General features: G+C 63.1%; 24 protein-coding genes. 15 read left to right on the forward strand and 9 right to left on the reverse strand.

What is annotated here, in order from left to right; all coding sequences use genetic code 11:
* Positions 1-678, reverse strand: a complete 678-nt coding sequence (locus SynMINOS11_RS03485; RefSeq protein ID WP_011935076.1) for an ABC transporter ATP-binding protein — start codon at positions 676-678, stop codon at positions 1-3.
* A gap of 1 nt (position 679) precedes the next feature.
* Complete coding sequence (locus SynMINOS11_RS03490) at positions 680-2,206, reverse strand: NAD(P)H-quinone oxidoreductase subunit N (protein ID WP_011935077.1); 1,527 nt, start codon at positions 2,204-2,206, stop codon at positions 680-682.
* 107 nt (positions 2,207-2,313) lie between these two features.
* On the opposite strand from SynMINOS11_RS03490, the gene topA reads away from it, so the two are divergent.
* Genes topA through SynMINOS11_RS03515 form a run of 5 tightly spaced genes read left to right on the forward strand, consistent with a single transcriptional unit; the run spans position 2,314 to position 8,071 of the window.
* Positions 2,314-5,007 carry a type I DNA topoisomerase gene (topA, locus tag SynMINOS11_RS03495; RefSeq protein WP_186549877.1) on the forward strand — a complete coding sequence of 898 codons (2,694 nt, stop codon included), beginning with the start codon at positions 2,314-2,316 and terminating at the stop codon, positions 5,005-5,007.
* The gene (locus tag SynMINOS11_RS03500) at positions 5,007-5,423 is read left to right on the forward strand and encodes a hypothetical protein (RefSeq protein WP_186549879.1); all 417 of its coding nucleotides are present in this window, start codon (positions 5,007-5,009) and stop codon (positions 5,421-5,423) included. Before topA ends, SynMINOS11_RS03500 begins: the two co-directional genes overlap by 1 nt.
* Positions 5,420-6,043, forward strand: coding sequence for a DUF2232 domain-containing protein (locus SynMINOS11_RS03505; RefSeq protein WP_186549881.1), 624 nt, complete (start codon positions 5,420-5,422; stop codon positions 6,041-6,043). Before SynMINOS11_RS03500 ends, SynMINOS11_RS03505 begins: the two co-directional genes overlap by 4 nt.
* Complete coding sequence (locus tag SynMINOS11_RS03510; protein ID WP_186549883.1) at positions 6,030-7,154, forward strand: nicotinate-nucleotide--dimethylbenzimidazole phosphoribosyltransferase; 1,125 nt, start codon at positions 6,030-6,032, stop codon at positions 7,152-7,154. Before SynMINOS11_RS03505 ends, SynMINOS11_RS03510 begins: the two co-directional genes overlap by 14 nt.
* Positions 7,151-8,071: a twin-arginine translocation pathway signal gene (locus SynMINOS11_RS03515; RefSeq protein ID WP_255445476.1), complete on the forward strand. Its 921-nt coding sequence runs from the start codon at positions 7,151-7,153 to the stop codon at positions 8,069-8,071. Before SynMINOS11_RS03510 ends, SynMINOS11_RS03515 begins: the two co-directional genes overlap by 4 nt.
* Here the strand turns inward: SynMINOS11_RS03515 and SynMINOS11_RS03520 are convergent.
* Together SynMINOS11_RS03520 and SynMINOS11_RS03525 are read right to left on the reverse strand one after the other, a co-directional pair.
* The gene (locus tag SynMINOS11_RS03520) at positions 8,042-9,172 is read right to left on the reverse strand and encodes an aldo/keto reductase (protein WP_186549885.1); all 1,131 of its coding nucleotides are present in this window, start codon (positions 9,170-9,172) and stop codon (positions 8,042-8,044) included. The two genes, SynMINOS11_RS03515 and SynMINOS11_RS03520, sit on opposite strands and share 30 nt — an antisense overlap.
* Complete coding sequence (locus SynMINOS11_RS03525) at positions 9,153-9,689, reverse strand: bifunctional nuclease family protein (RefSeq protein WP_011935084.1); 537 nt, start codon at positions 9,687-9,689, stop codon at positions 9,153-9,155. The genes SynMINOS11_RS03520 and SynMINOS11_RS03525 overlap by 20 nt, the downstream gene beginning before the upstream one ends.
* A 58-nt stretch (positions 9,690-9,747) precedes the next feature.
* Between SynMINOS11_RS03525 and SynMINOS11_RS03530 the strand changes: the two genes are divergently transcribed.
* Positions 9,748-10,395: a riboflavin synthase gene (locus tag SynMINOS11_RS03530; RefSeq protein WP_186549887.1), complete on the forward strand. Its 648-nt coding sequence runs from the start codon at positions 9,748-9,750 to the stop codon at positions 10,393-10,395.
* Between the two features lie 24 nt (positions 10,396-10,419).
* The gene (locus SynMINOS11_RS03535; protein WP_011935086.1) at positions 10,420-10,992 is read left to right on the forward strand and encodes an HdeD family acid-resistance protein; all 573 of its coding nucleotides are present in this window, start codon (positions 10,420-10,422) and stop codon (positions 10,990-10,992) included.
* Here the strand turns inward: SynMINOS11_RS03535 and SynMINOS11_RS03540 are convergent.
* The 4 genes from SynMINOS11_RS03540 to coxB are packed head-to-tail and all read right to left on the reverse strand — an operon-like array spanning position 10,974 to position 14,537.
* Positions 10,974-11,387 carry an AbrB family transcriptional regulator gene (locus SynMINOS11_RS03540; RefSeq protein WP_186549889.1) on the reverse strand — a complete coding sequence of 138 codons (414 nt, stop codon included), beginning with the start codon at positions 11,385-11,387 and terminating at the stop codon, positions 10,974-10,976. The two genes, SynMINOS11_RS03535 and SynMINOS11_RS03540, sit on opposite strands and share 19 nt — an antisense overlap.
* A 38-nt stretch (positions 11,388-11,425) precedes the next feature.
* Positions 11,426-12,043, reverse strand: coding sequence for a cytochrome c oxidase subunit 3 (locus SynMINOS11_RS03545; RefSeq protein WP_186549891.1), 618 nt, complete (start codon positions 12,041-12,043; stop codon positions 11,426-11,428).
* The gene (gene ctaD, locus SynMINOS11_RS03550; RefSeq protein WP_186549893.1) at positions 12,040-13,710 is read right to left on the reverse strand and encodes a cytochrome c oxidase subunit I; all 1,671 of its coding nucleotides are present in this window, start codon (positions 13,708-13,710) and stop codon (positions 12,040-12,042) included. Before ctaD ends, SynMINOS11_RS03545 begins: the two co-directional genes overlap by 4 nt.
* Complete coding sequence (coxB, locus tag SynMINOS11_RS03555) at positions 13,707-14,537, reverse strand: cytochrome c oxidase subunit II (protein ID WP_186549895.1); 831 nt, start codon at positions 14,535-14,537, stop codon at positions 13,707-13,709. Before coxB ends, ctaD begins: the two co-directional genes overlap by 4 nt.
* 199 nt (positions 14,538-14,736) lie before the next feature.
* On the opposite strand from coxB, the gene SynMINOS11_RS03560 reads away from it, so the two are divergent.
* The 8 genes from SynMINOS11_RS03560 (at position 14,737) to SynMINOS11_RS03595 (ending at position 20,122) form a co-directional block, all read left to right on the forward strand.
* Positions 14,737-15,639, forward strand: coding sequence for a COX15/CtaA family protein (locus tag SynMINOS11_RS03560; protein WP_186549897.1), 903 nt, complete (start codon positions 14,737-14,739; stop codon positions 15,637-15,639).
* The gene (locus SynMINOS11_RS03565) at positions 15,632-16,621 is read left to right on the forward strand and encodes a heme o synthase (RefSeq protein WP_011935092.1); all 990 of its coding nucleotides are present in this window, start codon (positions 15,632-15,634) and stop codon (positions 16,619-16,621) included. Before SynMINOS11_RS03560 ends, SynMINOS11_RS03565 begins: the two co-directional genes overlap by 8 nt.
* A gap of 24 nt (positions 16,622-16,645) precedes the next feature.
* Positions 16,646-17,659 carry an ABC transporter ATP-binding protein gene (locus tag SynMINOS11_RS03570; RefSeq protein ID WP_255445477.1) on the forward strand — a complete coding sequence of 338 codons (1,014 nt, stop codon included), beginning with the start codon at positions 16,646-16,648 and terminating at the stop codon, positions 17,657-17,659.
* Between the two features lie 27 nt (positions 17,660-17,686).
* Positions 17,687-18,505, forward strand: coding sequence for an ABC transporter permease (locus SynMINOS11_RS03575; RefSeq protein ID WP_011935094.1), 819 nt, complete (start codon positions 17,687-17,689; stop codon positions 18,503-18,505).
* 4 nt (positions 18,506-18,509) lie between these two features.
* The gene (locus SynMINOS11_RS03580) at positions 18,510-18,938 is read left to right on the forward strand and encodes a hypothetical protein (RefSeq protein ID WP_186549901.1); all 429 of its coding nucleotides are present in this window, start codon (positions 18,510-18,512) and stop codon (positions 18,936-18,938) included.
* The gene (locus tag SynMINOS11_RS03585; protein WP_255445478.1) at positions 18,902-19,639 is read left to right on the forward strand and encodes an N-acetylmannosamine-6-phosphate 2-epimerase; all 738 of its coding nucleotides are present in this window, start codon (positions 18,902-18,904) and stop codon (positions 19,637-19,639) included. The genes SynMINOS11_RS03580 and SynMINOS11_RS03585 overlap by 37 nt, the downstream gene beginning before the upstream one ends.
* 69 nt (positions 19,640-19,708) lie before the next feature.
* Positions 19,709-19,888: a hypothetical protein gene (locus SynMINOS11_RS03590; protein ID WP_043736635.1), complete on the forward strand. Its 180-nt coding sequence runs from the start codon at positions 19,709-19,711 to the stop codon at positions 19,886-19,888.
* A gap of 57 nt (positions 19,889-19,945) precedes the next feature.
* Entirely contained in the window at positions 19,946-20,122 is a 177-nt protein-coding gene (locus tag SynMINOS11_RS03595) for a hypothetical protein (protein ID WP_011935098.1), read from the forward strand.
* On the opposite strand, the gene fabG is transcribed toward SynMINOS11_RS03595, so the two are convergent.
* Entirely contained in the window at positions 20,119-20,871 is a 753-nt protein-coding gene (gene fabG, locus SynMINOS11_RS03600) for a 3-oxoacyl-[acyl-carrier-protein] reductase (RefSeq protein WP_186549903.1), read from the reverse strand. The genes SynMINOS11_RS03595 and fabG overlap by 4 nt on opposite strands.
* Between the last annotated feature and the right edge of the window lie 4 nt (positions 20,872-20,875).

Genomic DNA, 20,875 nt, shown 5'->3' on the forward strand with positions numbered 1-20,875 from the left:
TCAGTTGGCGATGCGTCCGTCGCGGAACAGCACCCGCTGTTTGGCCCGCTCGGCCACATCGTGCTCGTGGGTCACCAGCACCACGGTCATGCCATCGCCGTTGAGCTGATCAAAGATCTCCAGCACATCGGCGGTGGTTTCCGAATCCAGGGCCCCGGTGGGTTCATCGGCGAGCAGCAGGGCGGGGCGGTTGATGATTGCTCGGGCAATCGCTACCCGTTGCTGCTGGCCGCCGCTGAGTTGGTTGGGTTTGTTGCGCAGCCGCTGGCCCAGGCCCACCCGTTGCAACGCTTCAACGGCCCGCTGCTGCCGTTCTTCGGCGGGCACATTGGCGTAGACCATCGGCAGTTCAACGTTTTCCTGGGCCGAGAGATGGCCGAGCAGATGGAACTGCTGAAAGACAAAACCCAGGCAGCGGTTGCGCAGGATCGCCAAGGCGTCATCACTGAGGCCATCAACCTGTTGGCCCTGCAGCAGGTAGCTGCCGCTGCTGGGGCGATCGAGGCAGCCCAGGATGTTCATCGCCGTGCTTTTGCCTGAGCCGCTCGCGCCCATCACGGCGATGTAATCGCCGGCTTCAACGGTGAGGTTGAGGTCGTTGACCGCCCTCACCTCCGTATCGCCGCTGCCATACACCTTGTGGATGTGGCGCAGCTCGGCCACCGGGTTGCTGCCCATCTCAGCCGGTCGGCAAATGGCCGCCGTTGCTAATCACCTGTTGCAGCAACGGTGTGCCTTCCACGGCCGCATTGGCCCAGGTGAACAGGGGATTGGAGAGCACGCCGCCAATGGCGGTCACCGCCACGCAGAACACCAGGGCGGCCCGAAGCGGTTGTAAACCGGGCAGGTTCCAGGTGGGTGCTGGGTAGTCCTTGATGACGTCAGAAGCCTCTTGAGGCTCTTTGACCACCATCATTTTGATAACGGAGATGTAGTAGTAGATCGACACCACTGAGGTCACCAGGCCCACCACCACCAGCAGGTATTGGCCATCGGCCCAACCGGCAAAGAAAAGATAGATCTTGCTGAAAAATCCGAGCATCGGTGGGATGCCGCCCAGCGAGAGCAGGCAAAGGCTGAGCCCCAGGGTGATCAAAGGGTCTTTCTGATAGAGGCCGGCGTAGTCGGAAATGCGATCGCTGCCGGTTCGCAGCGAGAACAGGATCACGCAGGCGAAGGCCCCCAAATTCATGAACAGGTAGGCCGCCATATAGAGCACCATCGCGGCGAAGCCTTCTTCGGTGCCGCAGACCAAGCCGATCATCACGAAGCCCGCCTGGCCGATGGAGCTGTAGGCCAGCATCCGCTTCATGGATGTCTGCGCCAGGGCCACAACGTTGCCCAGGGTCATGCTGAGCACGGCCAGCACTGTGAACAGCAGTTGCCACTGGGTCTGGAAGCTTTCAAAGCAGCCCACCAACAGGCGCAGAGCCAAGGCGAAACCAGCGGCCTTGGAGCCCACCGAGAGAAAGGCCACCACCGGTGTGGGGGAACCCTCATAGACATCGGGGGTCCACTGGTGGAAGGGCACGGCGGAGATTTTGAAGGCCACCGTGGCCAGCACAAACACCAGAGCCAGAGCACTCAACGGTGTGACACCAGCTCCCTGCAGGGAGATGGTGATGGCGTCGAGGTTGGTGGAGCCGCCACTGACCCCGTAAAGCAGCGAGGTGCCATACAAAAAGACGGCTGCAGCGGCTGAACCCACCAGCAGATATTTCAGGGCAGCTTCTGAGCTGCGGGCATCGCGCTTCATGTAGCCCGACAGCAAATAGCTGGACACCGACAGGGTTTCCAGGGCCACAAAGATGGAGACCAGATCTGTGGCGCCGCAGAGCAACATCGCCCCCACCGTGGCGGCCATCAAGATTGCGGCGTACTCGCCCACAGGCGTTCCGGCGCGCTCCACGTAGCGCCAACTAATCAGCAGCGAGAGCAGGGTTGAAGTGGCCACCACAGCGCGGAAGGCCACGCCGAGGTTGTCAGTAATAAAAGAGGAGAAAAACGCATCGGCCGTGGGCTCGCTCCACTGCAAAGCCAGCAGCACCAAGCTGGTGCCCAAGCCGACGTAACAAAAAGGGGGCACCAGGCGCGCCGCTGTTCTCTCACCCGCCAGATCGGCCAAAAGGCAGGCCAACAAAGCGATCAAGATGGCAGCTTCAGGCGCAATGGCCCCGGCATTGAGGGACTGGGCCAGGCTCTCCATCTGCGCGCAGCACTGTTTCGTACTAAGCCGGATGGTAGCCCTCTCCCCTTGAGGGCTCGGATCTACCCTTCGGATTCGGACTCCCCTGCGTTCGGCTGCTGCCGCCTGTGCCCAACACCCTCGTCATCGTCGAGAGCCCCACGAAGGCCCGAACCATCCGCGGCTTCTTGCCACGCACCTTCCGCGTGGAGGCGTCGATGGGCCATGTGCGCGACCTTCCCAACAACGCCAGTGAGATCCCGGCGAGCCACAAGGCTGAGAAATGGGCCAAGACCGGCGTTAACACCGAAAAAGATTTCGAACCGCTCTATGTGGTTCCCAAAGACAAGAAAAAGATCGTCAAAGAGCTCAAGGACGCCCTCAAAGTGGCCGATGAGTTGCTGCTCGCGACTGACGAAGACCGCGAAGGGGAATCGATCAGCTGGCACCTGCTGCAGCTGCTGAACCCCAAGGTGCCGGTGAAGCGGATGGTGTTTCACGAGATCACCGAAGAGGCGATCAAGCGCGCCTTGGGCCAAACCCGCGAGCTCAACATGGAGCTGGTGCATGCCCAAGAAACCAGGCGCATTCTCGATCGGCTGGTGGGCTACACGGTCTCACCGCTGCTCTGGAAGAAGGTGGCCTGGGGGCTCTCGGCCGGCCGCGTGCAATCGGTCGCGGTGCGGCTGCTGGTGCAGCGCGAGCGGGCCAGGCGTGCCTTCCGCAGCGGCAGCTACTGGGATCTCAAGGCCCAGTTGAAGCACGAGGGCATCAGTTTTGAAGCCAAGCTCAGCCATCTCGCTGGTGAGCGCATTGCCACCGGTGGCGATTTCGATGAGAGCACCGGTGCCATCAAGGCCGGCACCAAGGTCAAGCTGCTCAGCGAAGCCGATGCTCAAGGGCTGCTGAAGGCCATCGATGGCAAAACCTGGTCGGTGGCTGAAGTTGAGGAAAAACCCACCACCCGCCGGCCGGCACCGCCCTTCACCACCAGCACCCTGCAGCAGGAGGCCAACCGCAAACTGCGCCTTTCCGCTCGCGAAGCGATGCGCACGGCCCAGGGCCTGTATGAGCGCGGCTACATCACCTACATGCGCACCGACTCGGTGCACCTCAGCGAGCAGGCGATCACGGCGGCCCGCAGCTGCGTGTCCGATAAGTACGGAGCCGATCACCTCAGCCCGCAACCCCGGCAATACACCACCAAAAGCCGCAACGCCCAAGAGGCTCACGAGGCCATCCGGCCCGCAGGTTCCAGCTTCCGCACGCCGGCCGAATCCGGTCTCAAGGGCCTCGATCTCTCCCTCTACGAGCTGATCTGGAAGCGCACCGTCGCCAGCCAGATGGCCGATGCCCGCCTGACCATGGTCAGCGCCCAGATCGAGGTGGAGAACGCCCGTTTCCGCGCCAGTGGCAAGCGCATCGATTTCGCTGGTTTCTTCCGCGCCTATGTGGAGGGCAGCGATGACCCCGATGCGGCCCTGGAAGGTCAAGAGGTGCTGCTGCCCACCCTGCGCAGCGGCGATCACCCCAGCTGCCAAAGCTGCGAACCCCACGGCCACCAGACCCAGCCCCCCGCCCGTTTCAGCGAAGCGGCTCTGGTGAAGATGCTGGAGAAAGAGGGCATTGGTCGTCCCTCCACCTACGCCTCGATCATTGGCACCATCTGCGATCGCGGCTACGCCACCCTGCAGAACAACTCGTTGACCCCCAGCTTCACGGCCTTTGCCGTGACGGCTCTGCTGGAGGAGCACTTCCCGGATTTGGTTGATCCCAGCTTCACAGCGCGGATGGAGAACACCCTCGATGAGATTTCCAACGGCTCAGCGGAGTGGCTTCCCTACCTCGATCACTTCTTCCGCGGTGACAAGGGCCTGGAGCAACAGGTGGCCAAGCGCGAGGGGGATATCGATCCGGTGGCTTCCCGCACGATCGAACTCGATGGCTTGCCCTGTGTGGTGCGAATCGGCCGTTTTGGTGCCTATCTCGAGGCCAAGCGCCCCGGCGAAGACGGCGAAGAGGAGCTGATCAAGGCCACCCTGCCCCAGGACCTGACGCCCGCTGATCTCGACAGTGATCAGGCGGAATTGCTGCTCAAGCAGAAGGCCGATGGCCCCGAAAGCTTGGGCGAAGATCCCGCCAGCGGTGAGGCGATCTATCTGCTGTTTGGCCAGTACGGCCCCTATGTGCAGCGCGGCCAGGCCAGCGAGGAGACCCCTAAGCCCAAGCGGGCCTCGTTGCCGCGTGGCACCAAGCCTGAAGACGTGACCTTGGAGATGGCCAGTGGCTTGCTGCAGCTGCCCCGGCTGCTCGGTGAGCACCCTGAAGGCGGCAAGGTGCAAGCGGGCTTGGGTCGTTTCGGTTCCTATGTCGTTCACGACAAGGGCAAGGGCGAGAAGGATTACCGCTCCCTCAAGGCCGATGACGATGTGCTCGAGGTGGGCTTTGAGCGCGCCATGGAGCTGCTGTCGATGCCCAAGCGGGGCCGTGGCGGCCGCACCGCCTTGAAGTCGCTGGGCACGCCCGATGGCAGCGATGAAGCAATCCAGCTGTTTGATGGCCCCTATGGGCTGTACGTGAAGCAGGGCAAGGTGAACGCCTCGTTGCCGGAGGGCACCACCGCCGAGACGATCACCCTCGAGCAGGCCATCGAATTGTTGGAGGCCAAGGCCGCCACCAAAAAATCCAGCCGCAAGAGCACAGCCAAGAAAAAGCCCGCGGCCAAGAAACCAGCGGCCAAAAAACCTGCAGCACCGCGCACCACCAAGACGGGCCGGCTGCGGGCTAGCGCCGTGCGGGTGATCAAGGCTGCCGACAGTTGATGGCTCGGCCCCTGCTTGTTGGGCTGCTGCCACTGCTGCTGGTGGGATGCAGCAGCACGCCCCTGGGCCAGCAGTTGGGGGCCAGCTTTGATGCGCCGCCTCCAACCGAACCCAAGCCAGCGGCCAAGTTGGAACCAGCCATCAAGCCCGTTCCACCGCAACAGCCCAAGGCGGAAGAGCCCCAAGCCGACCCTGAACCGGCCGCTGAAGCCACACCAGCTCCAGAGCCTGAACCCAAGGCTGAGCCTGAGCAGACCGCTGAGCCCCGCGATCCCCAGCCCTATCGCGTCATCCTGCGGCTGCCATCGGCGGATCCTTCAGCACCTGCTGAAGCGGTGACCAAAGCCTTGCGGGCCGCTGGCTTGCCCTTTGAAGTGGAGACCATCGAGCGGCTTCAGCCCGCCAAACAGCCATGAGCCCGCGCCAGATGACCGAGACGGCCTACATGGCCGCTAGCACCGGTCTGCTGTGGGTGGCGATCTACTACTTGCCCATCGGTGATGCCCTGTTTCGCCTGGCGATCCCATTGCCGCTGGTGCTGTTGCAATTGCGCCATGGCGGCCGCACGGCCTTGGAGGGTGTGGCGGTCACGGTGCTGCTGCTCACCGTGTTGATGGGGCCGGTGCGCGGGCCGTTGATGCTGTTCCCCTATGGCCTGCTCTCGCTCTGGCTGGGCTGGTGTTGGCGCCGCCAATGCAGCTGGTGGTTTTCCATGGCCGTGGGCGTGCTGATTGGGGCGGCGGGTTTTTTGGTGCGGGTGGCGCTGGTGTCGCTGCTGCTAGGGGAAAACCTTTGGGTGGTGATCACAGGCGCTGCCTCGGGCTTGCTCAATGGCCTGGCCGATCGCCTGCAGCTGCCGGTGGCTCCAACCCTCGATCAGGTGCAGGTGGCGGCGTTGCTGCTCGTAGTGGCGCAAAACATCGTGTATTTGCTGGCCCTGCATGCCGTGGCCTGGTGGGTGTTGCCGCGTTTGCGTCAGGCGATCCCGGACCCGCCTCGGCTGCTGCGTCCCCTGCTGGCCCTTGACCCTTCCTGATCGCTGGCGAGCTCGGGCTCAAGCAGCGCTGCAAAGCAACCAGAGCCAGCTGTTGTTGGTGCTTGCTGGCACGCAAACCGCAGCTGTGCCTGGGATTTCAGCGGCTGGTGCCACACCCGATAGCCGCCGATTCACCGCTGCTGCCGATGCCGAATTGCTTTGGGGCGGCCCCAATGGCCCCAGGCCCCATGCCTTGCCGCCGCTGCCAGCTGGCGTCAGCCCGGCGTTGATCAGTTGGGTGGCGCAGCAGCAGCTGCGCTTGCCGCTGGTGGTGGCTGATGCCGGAGCCTTCGTTGCCCCAGCGGTGCCCCATCTGCAGTTGGGGGTGCCGCCAGCGGCTTGCCTCAGTAGCGGGGCTGCCATGGCTCCAGCTGTGGTGGAGCGGTTGTTGCAGCGCGGCCGCCAGTTGGGCCTTGGCTTTCGCCAGCGCTTCCCTGAGGGATTACTCGTGCTGGCTGAGTGCGTGCCAGGCGGCACCAGCACCGCTGAAGCCCTGTTGCGCGGCTTGGGTGTCGATGCGGCTGGATTGGTGAGCGGAAGCTTGCGGCAGCCGCCCCACAGCCTGCGTGGGGTCTTGGTGCAGCAGGGGCTCGATGCGATGACAGCCCGCGGCATCAGCTCTGAGGAGCCATTGGAGGTGTTGGCGGCGGTGGGTGATCCCTTTCAAGCCATGGCCTTGGGGGTGTTGCAGGGCCTGTTGCTGCCGGCTGAGGGCCCAGGGCCCCAGGCTCTGCTCGCCGGCGGCAGCCAGATGCTGGCGCTGGCGGGGCTGTGGATGGCCAGCCTCAGCGAAGCCGAGCGGGCGGCCTGCCACCAGCAGCTGGCTGTGGTGACCACCTCCTGGGTGATGCAGGAACCGGGGAGCAACCTTGAGCTGCTGGCCCAGCGTTTGGCTGCGGTGTGGGGCGTGCAGCCGCCTCTGTTCAGCAGCGCGTTGCGCTTCGATGGCTGCCAGCAGCAGGCGCTGCTTGATTACGAAGGTGGCTACGTCAAAGAGGGAGTGGGCGCTGGTGGGCTGGCCTGGTTGACGCAGTTGGCGGGCCTGGACCCGCAGGCCCTCGCCGCCGCCTGTGATCAGGCCTGCGGGCAGCTGCTTAAGGTCGAGCCATGAGACAGCGGCTGACCCGGCGCCATTGGATGCTGTTGGCGGGCAGTGGCTTGCTGGCAGCCTGCTCCGGCACGAGCCAGAAGCTGGTGGTGCAACAGGGCCTAGTGCCTTCCGCATGGCTGAGGCGTTTGCCGCGCAGTTGGCGGGCGGAATCCCTCGATTGGCGCCAGAGCTTGCCGGCTTGGCCCAGCGGCAGCCGTTGCCTGGCGCTCACCGATGGCTGGGCGATTGCCAACCAGCCGCTGGCTGCGCAGGCCTGGCCGCAAGAGGCCCTCGAAGGGCTTTTGCCTTTGGCCCAACCACTGCTGCCCTTTGGCCTGCCCGTGGGGTTTGGTCCTTGGCTGTTGGTGCTGCGCAACCGCCGCGATCTGCTTGCCGGCGGCGGGGCGGAGCGGGGCTGGTCGTTGCTGCTGGATCCCAGCCTGCGCCAGCAAGTGGTGTTGCCCGCCAGCGCGCGCGTGGTGGAAGAGATTGCCAGGCGCATTGGTGATCCGGCTGAGAGCCTGGCCCGTTTGCGTCAGCAGGCCCTGGGCTTTGGTGATCACGACGCGCTCACCCTGCTGCTGCATGGCGATGCTCAAGCGGCCGTGTTGCCAAGCCGCGCGGTGATTCCCCAGCTCAGCCGCGACACCCGCTTGCAGGCGCTGCTGCCAGAGAGTGGTGCTCCGCTGTGGTGGGCCCTGCTGCAACAAACGGCCCAGGGGGAGGCGCCGCCGGTGGAGTGGCTGCTGAACCCGCGCCGTTCACCGCTGCTGGATCAATTGCTGCGCGCTGGATTCACGCCGCCGCTGGAAAGGCCAACCCTGGAGGCTGCCTTGGCCCGCCAACCCCACGCTGAGCTGCTGCTGCCACCCGCTGAGGTGTTGCAGCGCTGCACCAGCCTCTTGCCCCTAGCCCCAGAGCCGGCGCCGCGGGGGTGAGGCCAGGCGCTGGTGGGTGTCAGCCAGCAGCTCGGGGATGGCCAGGTGATGGGGGCAGCGGGGTAGGCAGTCGCCGCATTCAAGGCAAGCCGCGGCATTGATCTCTTCAAACCAATGGCCGGCCTGGCCGATCAAGCCATAGCGCTCCTTGGCGAAGCTCTCCATGCCATGGCCCACAGCCAGGTTGCGGAGACGCAGCAGTTCGGGGATGGGCACCTGTTGCGGGCATGGAAGGCACGCCCGGCATTGGCCGCATGCCTCCGGGCCCAAGCGCTGCTGCTGCTGTTGGTGGAGCCGCTCGAGGGCTGCTTGCTCTAGCTCCGATAGCGGGCCGCCGGTGAGGCCAGCCCAGTGCAGCTCAGCGGGCTCGGCCGCCCCCAGGGTGAGGGTGCTGATGCCGCGCGCCAGCAGAAAGCGGTAGGCCAATGGCAGCGGGTCGAGAGGGGCGCAGGCCTGGCGCAGCAGCTCCGGTGGATCAAATAGTCGGCCGCCTTTATCGGCAGGCGAAATCGCCATCACCCCCAACCCCTTGGCCAGGGCCTCCTCGGCCAAAGGCAGCCGCCCTGGATCAAACAGATGCAGGTGCAAGCTGGCAAAGCTGAACCGGCCCGAGCGGATTGCTGCCGCGATCAGCGCATGGCTGCCGTGGGAGCTGAAGCCCACCTGATCCACAAGCCCTTCGTCTAAGGCCCAGCTGAGCAGCTCTTGGCCCGGTCCCTGCAACGCCCAATCAAGGTGCTGCGGGCGGTTGATGCCATGCACTGCCAGGTTGTCGAGCCGATCAAGCCCCAGCTGCTCGAGGCTGCGCCGCAGCTCGTCTTGGGCGCTTACCAGGCTTTGGCCTGGCAGAACTTTGCTGGTGATCACCAGCTGCTCAGGGCGAAGCCCCAACCGGCGGATCGCTTGGCCCACATAGCGCTGGCTGGGGCCATAGGCCGGCGCGGTCTCGAGGTGATTGATCCCAGCAGCGATGGCTGCCTCCACCACGGCCTGCAATTGGCCGGGGGATTGCAGGGCGCGCATGGTGCCCAAGGTGAACAGCGACACCGGCTTCCCCGATCCAAAGGGGCGCCGCTGCGGCTCAATCGAGCCCGTCGTCATCGAGAGGCGGCTCAGGATCGGGCTGGGCGAGCCCTTGCTGGCGGATCAGCTCCGCTGGGCTCAGACCTTCGACAAAGCGATGGAAATCCTCCACCTCCTCGGCATCGGCTTCGGCATCCACTGGGATGGAGGCATCGCCCACCACCTCTTCCAACATCCAGAGGCTGCTTCCGGTGCGCAGGGCCAAGGCAATCGCATCACTGGGGCGGCAATCGATGGCGTGCTCCTCGCCGTCCTCATCGTTGAGCTTCAACACCGCCAAAAAGGTGCTGTCCTCAATGGCATGGATCACCACCTTGTTGAGCTCGAGGCCGCCAAGGGCCAGCAGGGTGGCCATCAAATCGTGGCTAAGGGGCCGCGGTGGTTCCTTGATGTGCAGCCCCGCCAGGATGTTCTGCGCTTGGGCTTGATCAATCCAGATCGGCACCTGACGCCGGCCCGATGGATCGCGCAACAACACGATCGGGCTGCGACTGGCGGCATCGAGGGCGATGCCTGCAACGCTCATCTCCACCATCTGGTGGTGCTGGCTGCTGCGACGATTATGGCCAGATCAGCCACGTGGTTACTGCTCAGTGTTCACCGGATTGGTCCAGGCTGTTGGCCGGCTGCAGTCGCTGCCGGATGCGGTGCGCGTTAGCTGGTCGCCGCAGCATTGGATGGCCGACGGCTTGGCTGTGGGCGACAGCGTCGCCGTTGATGGGGTTTGCCTCACGGCGCGAAAGCTGTTGGAGCACGGCTTTGAAGCTGATGTCAGCCCCGAGACCTTGTCCCGCACCACCTTGGGGGAGCGGGCCCGCAGCGGCGCAGCCGTCAATCTTGAGCCGGCCTTGCGCTTGGCCGATCGCCTCGGCGGCCATCTCGTTAGTGGCCATATCGATGGCTTGGGGCGGGTGGAGGCGATCAGCCGTCAGGGTCATTCCTGGGATCTGCAGCTGGCTTGGGACGACCCCCGCTTGGGCCGCTACATCTGCGAGAAGGGCAGCGTGGCCGTCAATGGCATCAGCCTCACGGTGGCGTCGTGCCATCCAGACGGCGTCAGCTTCAGCTTGGCCGTGATCCCCCATACCTGGGAGCAAACGACACTGCAGGAGCTGCGCTGTGGTGATGCGGTCAATCTGGAAGCCGATTTGCTCGCTAAATACGTGGAACGTCTCCTGCCTGGGTCGGCTTCAGCTGATCTGACATCCCAGTGGATGGCCGAGAATGGTTGGAATGTCTAGCTTTTGGGGGCATCCCTCGCTCTCATGTTCAAATCATTCACGATCGCGGAGGGCATCCTGCTGATCGTTCTCGGCGTTCTGGCTTTGATCGCTCCCATCAAAGCCTCCTTCATCGTCACCGCCGTTCTGGGTGTTGTCTTCCTGGTGGGAGGCATCATCGGCTGGATTAACAACCTCAGCCGCAGCCGCGGCATGAAGGGCTGGTTGGTGTTTTGGCGTCTGGTCGTCTCCACCCTGTTCCTGGTGGCTGGCTGGACCATCCTTGATCAGTTCTCAACCGGAGCCATTGATGCGGCCGCTCAGGTGGCCACCCTCAGCCTGGCTGTGGGCATCGTCTTTTTGGTGGAAGGCATCGTCGCCATCATTGCCTCACTGGGTCACCAGGAGGTGGAAGGCTGGCGCTGGGGTTTGGCCAACGGAATCATCACCTTGATCCTTGGCTTGATCATCCTGTCGATGAAGGCCTTTGGTCTGCTCTCGGTGCTCGGGATCCTGGTGGGGATCAGCTTCATCTTCTCGGGGATTGATCTGATCGCCTTCGCCAGCAGCTTCCACGGACCTGACGACAACGATGGCCCTCAGGCATCCGCTGCCTGATCGCTCGGCTCATCCTCTAGTGCTGCGTCATCCACGACGAGATCGTCGGGGAGGCGCAGCCAAATGGTGCCGGTTTCCTCGTGCAGCTCGATTGTGCACTCTTGGCCCGGCACCAATCCCAATTTGCGGGTGTACACATTGCCCACCAAGAGGTTGCCGTTGCCGTGCACCTTGGTGCGGTATTCCGCTTGGCGGCCGCGGCTGCCGCTGCTCTCTTTGCCAGGAAACACAAAGCCTTTGGCTTCCACCAAGGCCCGCAGAAATGCTTTTTTCAGCACCCGGCCGCTGTTGCCGGTGTAGCCGCAGGCGCGGGCAATTTGATCGGGCGCGCGATCACTCAGCTCACCGGCTCGCTTCAGCAGGGCATCACCCACCAGTGGCTGCGTGCTCTCCATGATCGGCTGCGAGATCGTTTGATTCTGCCGCTTGCTGCTTAAAGCAGATAGAGCAGGCCAAACAACACCACCCAGATCACATCCACGAAGTGCCAATAGAGCTCAGCAGCCGCGAGGCCGAAGTGGTCTGAGGGGGTGAAGCGACCAGGTTCTCGGGCCTGGAACCAAACAATCAGGATCATCAGGGCCCCCAGGGTCACGTGCAGGCCGTGAAAACCAGTCAGCGCATAGAAGGTGCTGGCATAGAGGTTGTCGGTGAGGCCAAAGGGGAGCTCGAAATACTCCACCATTTGCCCGCCAAGGAAGCTCAGCCCCATCACGGCCGTCAGCAAGAGCCAGCCGCGGCAGGCGCCCATGGCACCGCGCATCAGCTCCTTGCTGGCCCGGTGAAAGGTGAAGCTGCTGGCGATCAAAATCGCCGTGTTGATCACTGGGAGAACCAGCTCGAGTTCATAGATCGCCCCTGGTGGCAGGGGGTTCACGGCGCGGTAGGTGAGATAGGCGGCAAAGAAGCCAGCGAAGGTCATGCCATCGGCCACCAAAAAGGTGGCCAGCCCAAACATGCGCAGATCGGGATGTTCGCCATGGCCATGGCCGTGGTTCTCGTTGTCGTCCTGCTGCTGCAGATCGGTGTCAATGGGGGTGGTGGTGGTCATGGCTGCTGTCTCCAGAGATCTTGGCCTCGGGCTTGGTTCACATCGATGCGCCCCTCAGTGCTGCCGTAGCCATAGGGCTCTTTCACTAGCGGTGCGGCGCCAATCCAGTTCTCCACCGGAGGAGGGGAACTGGTCAGCCACTCCGGTGTGAGGGCGCGCCAGGGGTTGGGCCCAGCGGCTGGACCCTGCAGCAGGCTCATCACCACATTGATTAGGAAGGGCAGGGTGCTAATCGCCATCAGTAGGGCGCCCACGCTGCTGATCTGATTGATCAAGGTGAATTGCGGGTCGTATTCCGCCACCCGGCGCGGCATGCCGTTGAGGCCCAGCCAGTGCTGAGGGGCAAAGCAGAGGTTGAAGCCAATGAAGGTGAGCGCCAGGTGCAGCCGCCCCAGGTCTTCATTCAGCATGCGGCCACTGAATTTGGGGAACCAGTGATAGATCGAGGCGAAGATCACGAACACCGTGCCGCCGTAGACGATGTAGTGGAAGTGGGCCACAACGAAGTAGGTGTCGTGCACATGCACGTCGAAGGGCACCTGGGCGAGGGCTACACCGGTGATGCCCCCGAAGACAAATTGCAAGATGAAGGCGCAGGAAAACAACATGGCGCTATTGAGGGCTAGTCGCCCTTGCCAGAGGGTGGCAATCCAGTTGAAGAACTTGATCCCCGTTGGAACGGCAATGAATGCCGTGGCAATGGTGAAGAACAACCGCATCCAGGGCGGGGTGCCACTGGTGAACATGTGATGGGCCCAAACCACCAGGCCCAAGATCACAATCGCCATGATCGAATACACCATGGTCACGTAGCCGAACAGCGGCTTGCGTGCGTGCACTGGCAGGATTTCGCTCACCAGTCCAAAGGCTGGCAGCACCATGATGTACACCGCAGGGTGCGAATAGAACCAAAACAGGTGTTGATAGACCACGGCATTGCCGCCGGCAGCTGGGTTGAAAAAGCCTGTGTGGGCAACGATGTCGAGGCTGAGGAGAATCAACGTTCCGGCTAACACCGGCGTGGCCAGCACCACCAAGATGCTGGTGCCGAGCATGGCCCAGCAGTACATCGGCAGCATCATCAGCTTCAAGCCCGGCTGGCGGAACTTGAGGATCGTGGCGATGAAATTGATGCCGCCAAAGATCGAACTTCCCCCCAGCAGCAGCACGCTCACAATCCAAAGGATTTGCCCCATTGCTGGGGTTGTGAGGCTTAAGGGCGGGTAGGCCGTCCAGCCCGACTGCGCGGCGCCACCAATGAAATAGCTGCTGATTAACAGCAGGCCAGAAGGCGGGATCATCCAGAAGGCCACCGCATTGAGGCGCGGGAAAGCCATGTCCCGAGCACCCACATAGAAGGGGATGAGGTAGTTGCCAAAGCCCCCATTCACCACTGGCACGATCCAGAGAAAGATCATCACCGTGCCGTGCAGGGTCAGCACCTGGTTGTAGGTGTCACGGCTAACGAAGTCGGAGATCGGTGTGGCGAGTTCGGTGCGGATGACACCAGCCAGTGCACCACCGACGAAATAGAAGAGAAATCCGCAAACGATGTACTGAAGCCCGATCACCTTGTGATCGAGGCTGAAGCTGAAGTAGCGCAGCCAGCCCGTTGGTTGCAGCCGCAACGGTTGGGGACTGGGGCTCGGGGGTGAAGCGATGGTCATGACAGGGTGGCGGGGGTGTTGGTTTCCACCCAGGTGGCGAAGCTTTCGGGCTCATCGACCACCACGTGGGAGCGCATGCCGCCGTGGTACGGACCACAGAGCTCAGCGCAAACGATGGGGTAATCGCCGATTCGGTTGGCGGTGAAGGTCAACACGGTGGGTTGGCCCGGGATGACGTCCTGCTTGATGCGGAATTCCGGCACCCAGAAGGCATGGATCACATCGTTGGCTTTCAGCCGCAGCTCCACCGCTTGGCCGGTGGGCACATGCAGCTCACCGCTGGTGATGTTCTGCTCGGGGTAGTGGAAGACAAAGGCGAACTGCAGAGCGGTGACCTCCACGGGCAACACAGCTTCGTTGCCGCTGGCTGGGGCAATGCCGCCCCAAATGCGCTCCTCATCGCCCGGTTGGCTTTGGCGCACCGAGGCCAACTCAGCGACGTGGTGATCCATGCCGTGGGCGTTGAGGTCGGTCATGCCGCCCATACGGTCGTAAATGTCGTAGCTGTAAATGCCTAAAAACAACACAACAACAGCAGGAATGGCAGTCCAAAACAACTCAAGCGAAAGATTTCCTTCCACTGGAGGACCATCTTTTTGATCACCGTCACGCCGGCGAAAGCGAATCAGGCTGTAAACAACAACCCCGGTCATGCCCACTAACAACATCGTGCCGATAGCCAACAACACCCGAAACAGTTCGTCGTAAACGGGTGCATTGGTGCTGGCACTGACGGGTAGCCAATTGACATCGTTGGCGACCCATTGCCCTAGTAGAACCAAGGCCATGCCAGCAATCAGGGTGAGGATTGCCGATGGAATGCGCATGGCGCACTCTCTTAAAAACTCATATCAACCTATGAGATAACTCTGGGGTCTCAAGAGGAACAAAACGGAAGATTTCACGAGTTGATCTTGAAAACCTGACGCGTTGAACAACAACACAAGCTCTTAATTATTCGCGGTGCTTCTTTAAAGATGTGATCGCTACGTTTCTGATATTCCTCTCACTGAGAGAATCCCCGGCATGGGCCTTGGCGTCCTGTCAATTCCGAACAGCCGTTCACCGTTCACGGCCCTGTCGCTTTGCCGGCAGTTGGTGGTGGCGCTGATCGCCTTGGTGGCGATCGGTGGTGCAACGCGGGTGATGGAGGCTGGTCTGGCTTGCCCGGATTGGCCCCTTTGCTACGGCAGCTTGTTGCCGGCCAAGCAGATGAGCCTCCAGGTGTTTCTGGAGTGGTTCCATCGCCTCGATGCCTTCTTTGTGGGCATTGGTCTGATCGTCTTGCTGGCCATGGCACTGATCGATCGCGATCAGCTGCCGCGATGGCTCCCTTGGGTGAGTGGTTTGGCGCTGCTGTTGGTGGCGCTGCAGGGAGCCCTCGGCGCCCTGACGGTGACCCAGCTGCTGCGTTTTGACATCGTCAGCGCCCATCTGGCTACTGCCCTTTTGTTAGTGGCCTTGCTCAGCGGCACTGCTCAGATGTTGCAGCCGCTTGCGGTGGCTCCTCGGCCCCCGCTGGCTCAACCGCTCTGCGCCGCCGCCGGAGTTGTGCTCTACGGCCAATGCATTGCTGGCGCCCTCATGGCCACCCAGTGGGCTTCAGGGCGTTGCCTGCGCTTGGCCGAAGGCTGCGCTTGGCTCTCGGCCCACCGCAGCTTGGCCACCCCCGCAGCGGCCTTGGCCCTGCTCAGCGTGCTGTTGGTTTTGGCCCTGCCCAGCCCGAAACCCGCCCGGCGCCTGTTGACGTTGGCCGGGGTTTTGGTGGCAGCTCAGGTGCTCTTGGGTGTTCTCACCCTGCGCCTGTCGCTGTCTGAGCCCCTGGTCACCGTTGGCCACCAATTGGTGGCGGCGTTGTTGATCGCCACCTTCTCGGCGGCTGCCGTCGCCCTACGGCCTGCTCCATCACCTGCTTTGCGTCATGGCTGAAGTGCCCATTGCTGTCCCTGTCTCGATCCGCGACGAGGTCGTTCCCAGTCGCAAGCGGGTCAAGTTGCCGCCGTGGCTGGAGATTGCCAAGCCACGCCTGATCCCGCTGCTGCTGGCCACCACCCTCGGTGGCATGGCGCTCAGTGAGAGCTGGCCCCTGCCCTTGCCGCGGCTGGCCTGCACCTTGGGCGGTGGCGCCCTCGCTGCCGCTGCCGCTGGCGTTCTCAATTGCCTCTGGGAAGAGCAGCTTGATGGCCAAATGCAGCGCACCAGTGGCCGCGCCCTGCCGTCGGGCCGGCTCAGTGGCAGCCAGGCGTTTCTGATTGCCGTCGCCTTGGCTTGCGGCGCCTCGCTGCTGCTTGTGGCCGGGGTGAACTGCCTGGCTGCTGGCCTGTCTCTGCTGGGCTTGTGCAGCTATGTGCTGCTCTACACGATCGTTCTCAAGCCTCGCACCACGCGCAACATCGTCATTGGTGGGGTGGCTGGTGCGATTCCGCCGTTGGTTGGAGCGGCAGCTGCCACCGGCCATGTGGGGCTCGGGGGCTGGTGGTTGTTTGGCCTGGTGATGCTGTGGACGCCGGCTCATTTTTGGGCTCTCGCCTTGTTGCTCACCGACGACTACCGCTCGGTTGGCATTCCGATGTTGCCCGTCGTCAAAGGCCCTGAGGTGACCGGCCGCGCCATCAACCGCTACGCCTACGCCACCGTTGCCGCCAGCCTGCTGGGGGTGCTGACCCTGCCCAGTGGCGGACTGTTCTATGGACTGATGGTGTTGCCCTTCAACGGCCGCCTGCTGCAGATGGCCCAGCGCCTGGGTGAACTGCCCGATGACAAGCAGCGGGCCAAGGGGCTGTTCCGTTGGTCGATCCTTTATCTATTTGGCATCTGCCTGTTGCTGCTGCTGGCCCGCACGACGATGGCGGCTGATTTCAGCAACCAGCTGATCAGCCTGCTCACACTGCCGCCTGCATCTGCTTTTTAAGCTGGGCAGACGTTGACAGCCGCCGTGATTCAGCTCGATCAGCTCAGCAAGCGCTATAGGGCCCTGCAGGCCCTCGATGGGGTGAGCTTGAACGTGCCTGCCGGCTGCCTCTATGGCTTGCTCGGCCCCAACGGCGCGGGCAAGACCACCTGCTTGCGGATTCTCTGCACCCTGCTGGCTCCTGATGCTGGCTCGGTGCAGATCGCTGGAATCGATGCCTTGGCCGATCCCCGCGCGGCCCGCGAGCAATTGGGTTATGTGGCCCAAGAGGTGGCGATCGACAAGATCCTCAGTGGCCGCGAGCTCTTGCAGTTGCAGGCCAGCCTCTATCACCTCGATTCCGCCACCAGTCGACGCCGCATTGCTGAGCTCACCGAGCTACTCGGCATGGGCGAGTGGCTGGATCGCCGCTGCGGCACCTATTCCGGTGGCATGCGCCGCCGTCTGGATTTAGCCAGTGGGCTGCTGCACAGCCCTGCGGTGTTGGTGCTGGATGAGCCCACGGTGGGTCTGGATATTGAGAGCCGCGCTGCGCTGTGGCAAGTGCTGCAACAACTGCGCGATGACGGCACCACGATCTTGCTCAGCAGCCACTACCTCGAAGAGGTGGATGCCTTGGCGGATCGGTTGGCGATCCTCGATGGCGGCCGTGTGATCGCCGAGGGCTCGCCCGAGTCGCTCAAGCGTGATCTCGGCGGTGACCGCGTCACCTTGCGTGTGCGGGAATTCGCCACGCCCCAAGAGGCGCAGCAGGCCCAGAGCGTTTTGCAGCAACTCGATGGCGTGCGCCAGGTGGTGATCAACCGCGCCCAGGGCCATGCCATCAATCTTGTGGTGGAGGGGGAGGGTGCCGCGCTGCTGGACCGTTTGCGCCAGCAGCTGGAGGAGGCCTCAGTGCCGGTGTTCTCGTTGGCGCAAAGTCGCCCGAGCCTTGATGATGTCTACCTTCAAGCCACCGGCCGCACCTTGATGGATGCGGAGCTGGCTTCGGTGTCGAGCCGCGACCCCAAGGCCGAGAAAAAGCAAGCCATGCGTTGAGCTGGCCCTGTCCCCCTGTTTGCTGTCATGACCGTCGCCCCAGCCGCTCAGCTCAGCCAGGAGACCCTGGCACTCACCAAGAGGCTGTTTGTCCAGCTGCAGCGCCGCCCCTCCACCTTGGTGGCGGGTGTGCTGCAGCCGTTGATTTGGTTGGTGCTCTTTGGCGCCCTGTTCGCCAATGCTCCCGATGGCTTGATTCCAGGGGGTGTGAGCTATGGCCGCTTCTTGGGGGCTGGGGTGATCGTCTTCACCGCCTTCAGTGCTGCCCTTAATGCCGGGCTGCCGGTGATGTTTGACCGCGAATTTGGCTTTCTCAATCGCCTGTTGGTGGCGCCCTTGCGCTCGCGCTACTCGATCGTGCTCGCCTCGGTGCTCTACATCACCAGCCTTTCACTGGTGCAGAGCCTGGCGATCATGGCGGCCGCCTGGGGCTTGGGCTATGGCTGGCCCGGTGGCGCTGGGTTGCTGGTGGTGTTGCTCACCTTGCTGCTGCTCGTCGCTGCGGTCACCGCCCTCAGCCTGGGTTTGGCCTTTGCCCTGCCAGGCCATATCGAGTTGATCGCTGTGATCTTTGTGGCCAACCTGCCGCTGCTGTTTGCCAGCACAGCGCTGGCGCCCATCAGCTTCATGCCGTCCTGGTTGGGCTGGCTTGCAGCCTTAAATCCCCTTACCTTCGCGATTGAACCGATACGCGCGGCGTATTTGGGGCAATTCAGCCTCAATGCGGTGGTGCTGGAGGCTCCCTACGGCTCCCTTACGGCAGCCCAGTGTCTCTCGGCTCTGCTGATCCTGTCGGCGGCTTTGTTCGTGTCCATCCGGCCTTTGTTGGACCGGAAGCTGAGCTGATCTTGTGCCTGCTGTCTTTGTTTCGCCCCGCCTCCGTGAGCGTCAACTCCGGGAAGCTCTGCAAGAAGCCCTCCAACAGCAGGACGCTCAAGCGCTGCGCCAGCTAAGCGATCGCCTGGTCCATCGCCATGGCCCCGTTCAACTGCAGCGTTGGATGCAAGCCCTCGCCAGCGAGCAGGAGCAACTGTTCTGGCGCCAGGCCTTGGCCCAGCCATCCAAGCCGGTGCCGCAGCCCAGCATTGCGCTGGAAGAGCCCCCTGTGGTTGAGGAGCTGCCTGCTGTTGAGGAGCACCCCATCGCTGAAGAAAGTGCTCCGCCAGTTGAAGAGCCGCTGGAACAGCCTCCAGTGCCGGCTCCGGCGCCGATCAAAACGGCATTGCAGGGATGGTTGCCCCAGTGGGATGGCCCCCAAATCGACCGGCTCGCCTCGTGAACCAAGGCGCTGCGCTGGCCCTGCCCAAGGGCCTGATCGTGTCGGTGCAGGCCCCGGCAGGATCGCCGATGCGGGATCCCGATGTGATTGCCGCCATGGCGGAAGCCAGCCTGCGCAATGGCGCGGTGGGGGTTCGCCTCGAAAGCCCAGAGCACATCGGTGCAGTGCGCCAGCGCTGCCCCAAGGCCCTGATCATTGGCCTGTGGAAGCGCACATTTCCGGGTAGTTCCGTCTACATCACCCCGGGTTGGCAGGAGGTCTCTGCGGTCTGGTCGGCCGGGGCCGATGTGGTGGCGATCGATGCCACCGAGCGGCCGCGCCCCGACGGTGAGCCTTTGGCCTCACTGGTGGAGCGCGCCCAGCGTGAACTGGGGGCGCCCTTGATGGCTGATGTCGACAGCCTCGCCAATGGCCTTGAGGCGGCTCGTTTGGGGTGCCAATGGGTGGGCACCACCTTGTTCGGCTACACCGAGGCCACCGCTGCGGCTCAGCCACCTGCCTGGGATCTTTTGGGCCCCTTACGCCAACAACTCCCTGCCGGTGTTGGCTTGATCTGCGAAGGCGGCATTGCTTCAGCTGAAGCGGCGGCACAAGCGCTACGTTTGGGCGCTGATGCTGTGGTGGTAGGAACCGCGATCACCGGTGTTGACCTGCAGGTGCAGCGCTACAGCCGCGAACTCCAAAAACCAGTCACCAACTAAAAAAAGGGGCGGTTAAGGTTTCCTTCCGTATTCACCTGCTCGCTGGGGTTGGGTGCTTTGGGGGTCCTGATGGCGTACGCGCTTCTTCCGGTGTTGTTGGCCAGCTTGGCCGGGTTACCAATGTCCGGCCTTGATATGGGCAAGCTGCAGCAGCTGAATCAAGAACTGGGGCGCTTGTGCAGCAGCACTCCACCCCAGGAGGCACAGCGCGTTTGTCAAATCCATGCCCGCCTTGTGAATGGCGCTTAAGCAGGCCTGCAGAGGACTGTTCGAGTCCTTAGGGTTAAGGAGATCCCGGCCCTTTCGATGACCTTCCTGCTACTAGCAGCTCTGGGGGTATTGATGGCCCTGATCTATCTGCCGCTGCGCATCTACCTGACCTTGACGGCCCGAGGCCGCCGGTTGAGGTTGCTGCAACGCATTCGTTTGCTGCGCCAGCAGCTCGGTGAAGAGCTCACCAGCCGCTCGCAGGTCTCTAGTTAGGCCATCACCATCCCACCGTCCACCTGCAGCACCTGGCCGGTGATGTAGGCCGCGGCTGGATCAGCAGCCAAAAAGCGCACGGCACCCGCCACCTCATCGACTTCGCCGTAGCGGCCCAGGGGAATGGCATTGAGTAGGGCTTCAGCGGCCAGGTCCTTGGTCATGTCGGTGGCAATGAAACCAGGGGCTACAGCATTGACGGTGATGCCACGGCTGGCCAGTTCCCGCGCGGTGCTTTTGGTGAAGCCGATCACTCCGGCCTTAGCGGCGGCGTAGTTGGCCTGGCCGGCGTTGCCCATCAGCCCCACCACTGAGGTGATGTTGATGATTCGCCCCTGCTTTTGCTTGAGCATCGTGCGGGTCACCGCCCGGGTGCAGAGGAACACACCCGAGAGATTGAGATCCAAGACCGCCTGCCAGTCCGGGGTTTTCATCCGCATCAGCAGACCATCGCGGGTGATTCCGGCGTTGTTGATCAGCACATCGATACGGCCGCTTTTTTCTAAAACGGCTGCCATCAGCTGCTCCACCTGGTCTTCTTGGCTGACATCAGCCTTGAGGGCGTAAGCGCTGCCGCCAGCGGCGGTGATCGCGCTCACCACCTGCTCGGCAGCGTCGGCAGAGCTGGCGTAGTTCACCACCACTTCAGCGCCGGCTTCAGCCAGTTGCAGGGCGATGGCACGGCCGATGCCGCGGCTAGCGCCCGTTACCAGGGCGATTTGGCCGGCCAGGGGTGCCGATGAACTCATGGGC

Origin of the sequence: Synechococcus sp. Minos11 (assembly GCF_014279855.1) — a bacterium.
Taxonomy (GTDB): domain Bacteria; phylum Cyanobacteriota; class Cyanobacteriia; order PCC-6307; family Cyanobiaceae; genus RCC307.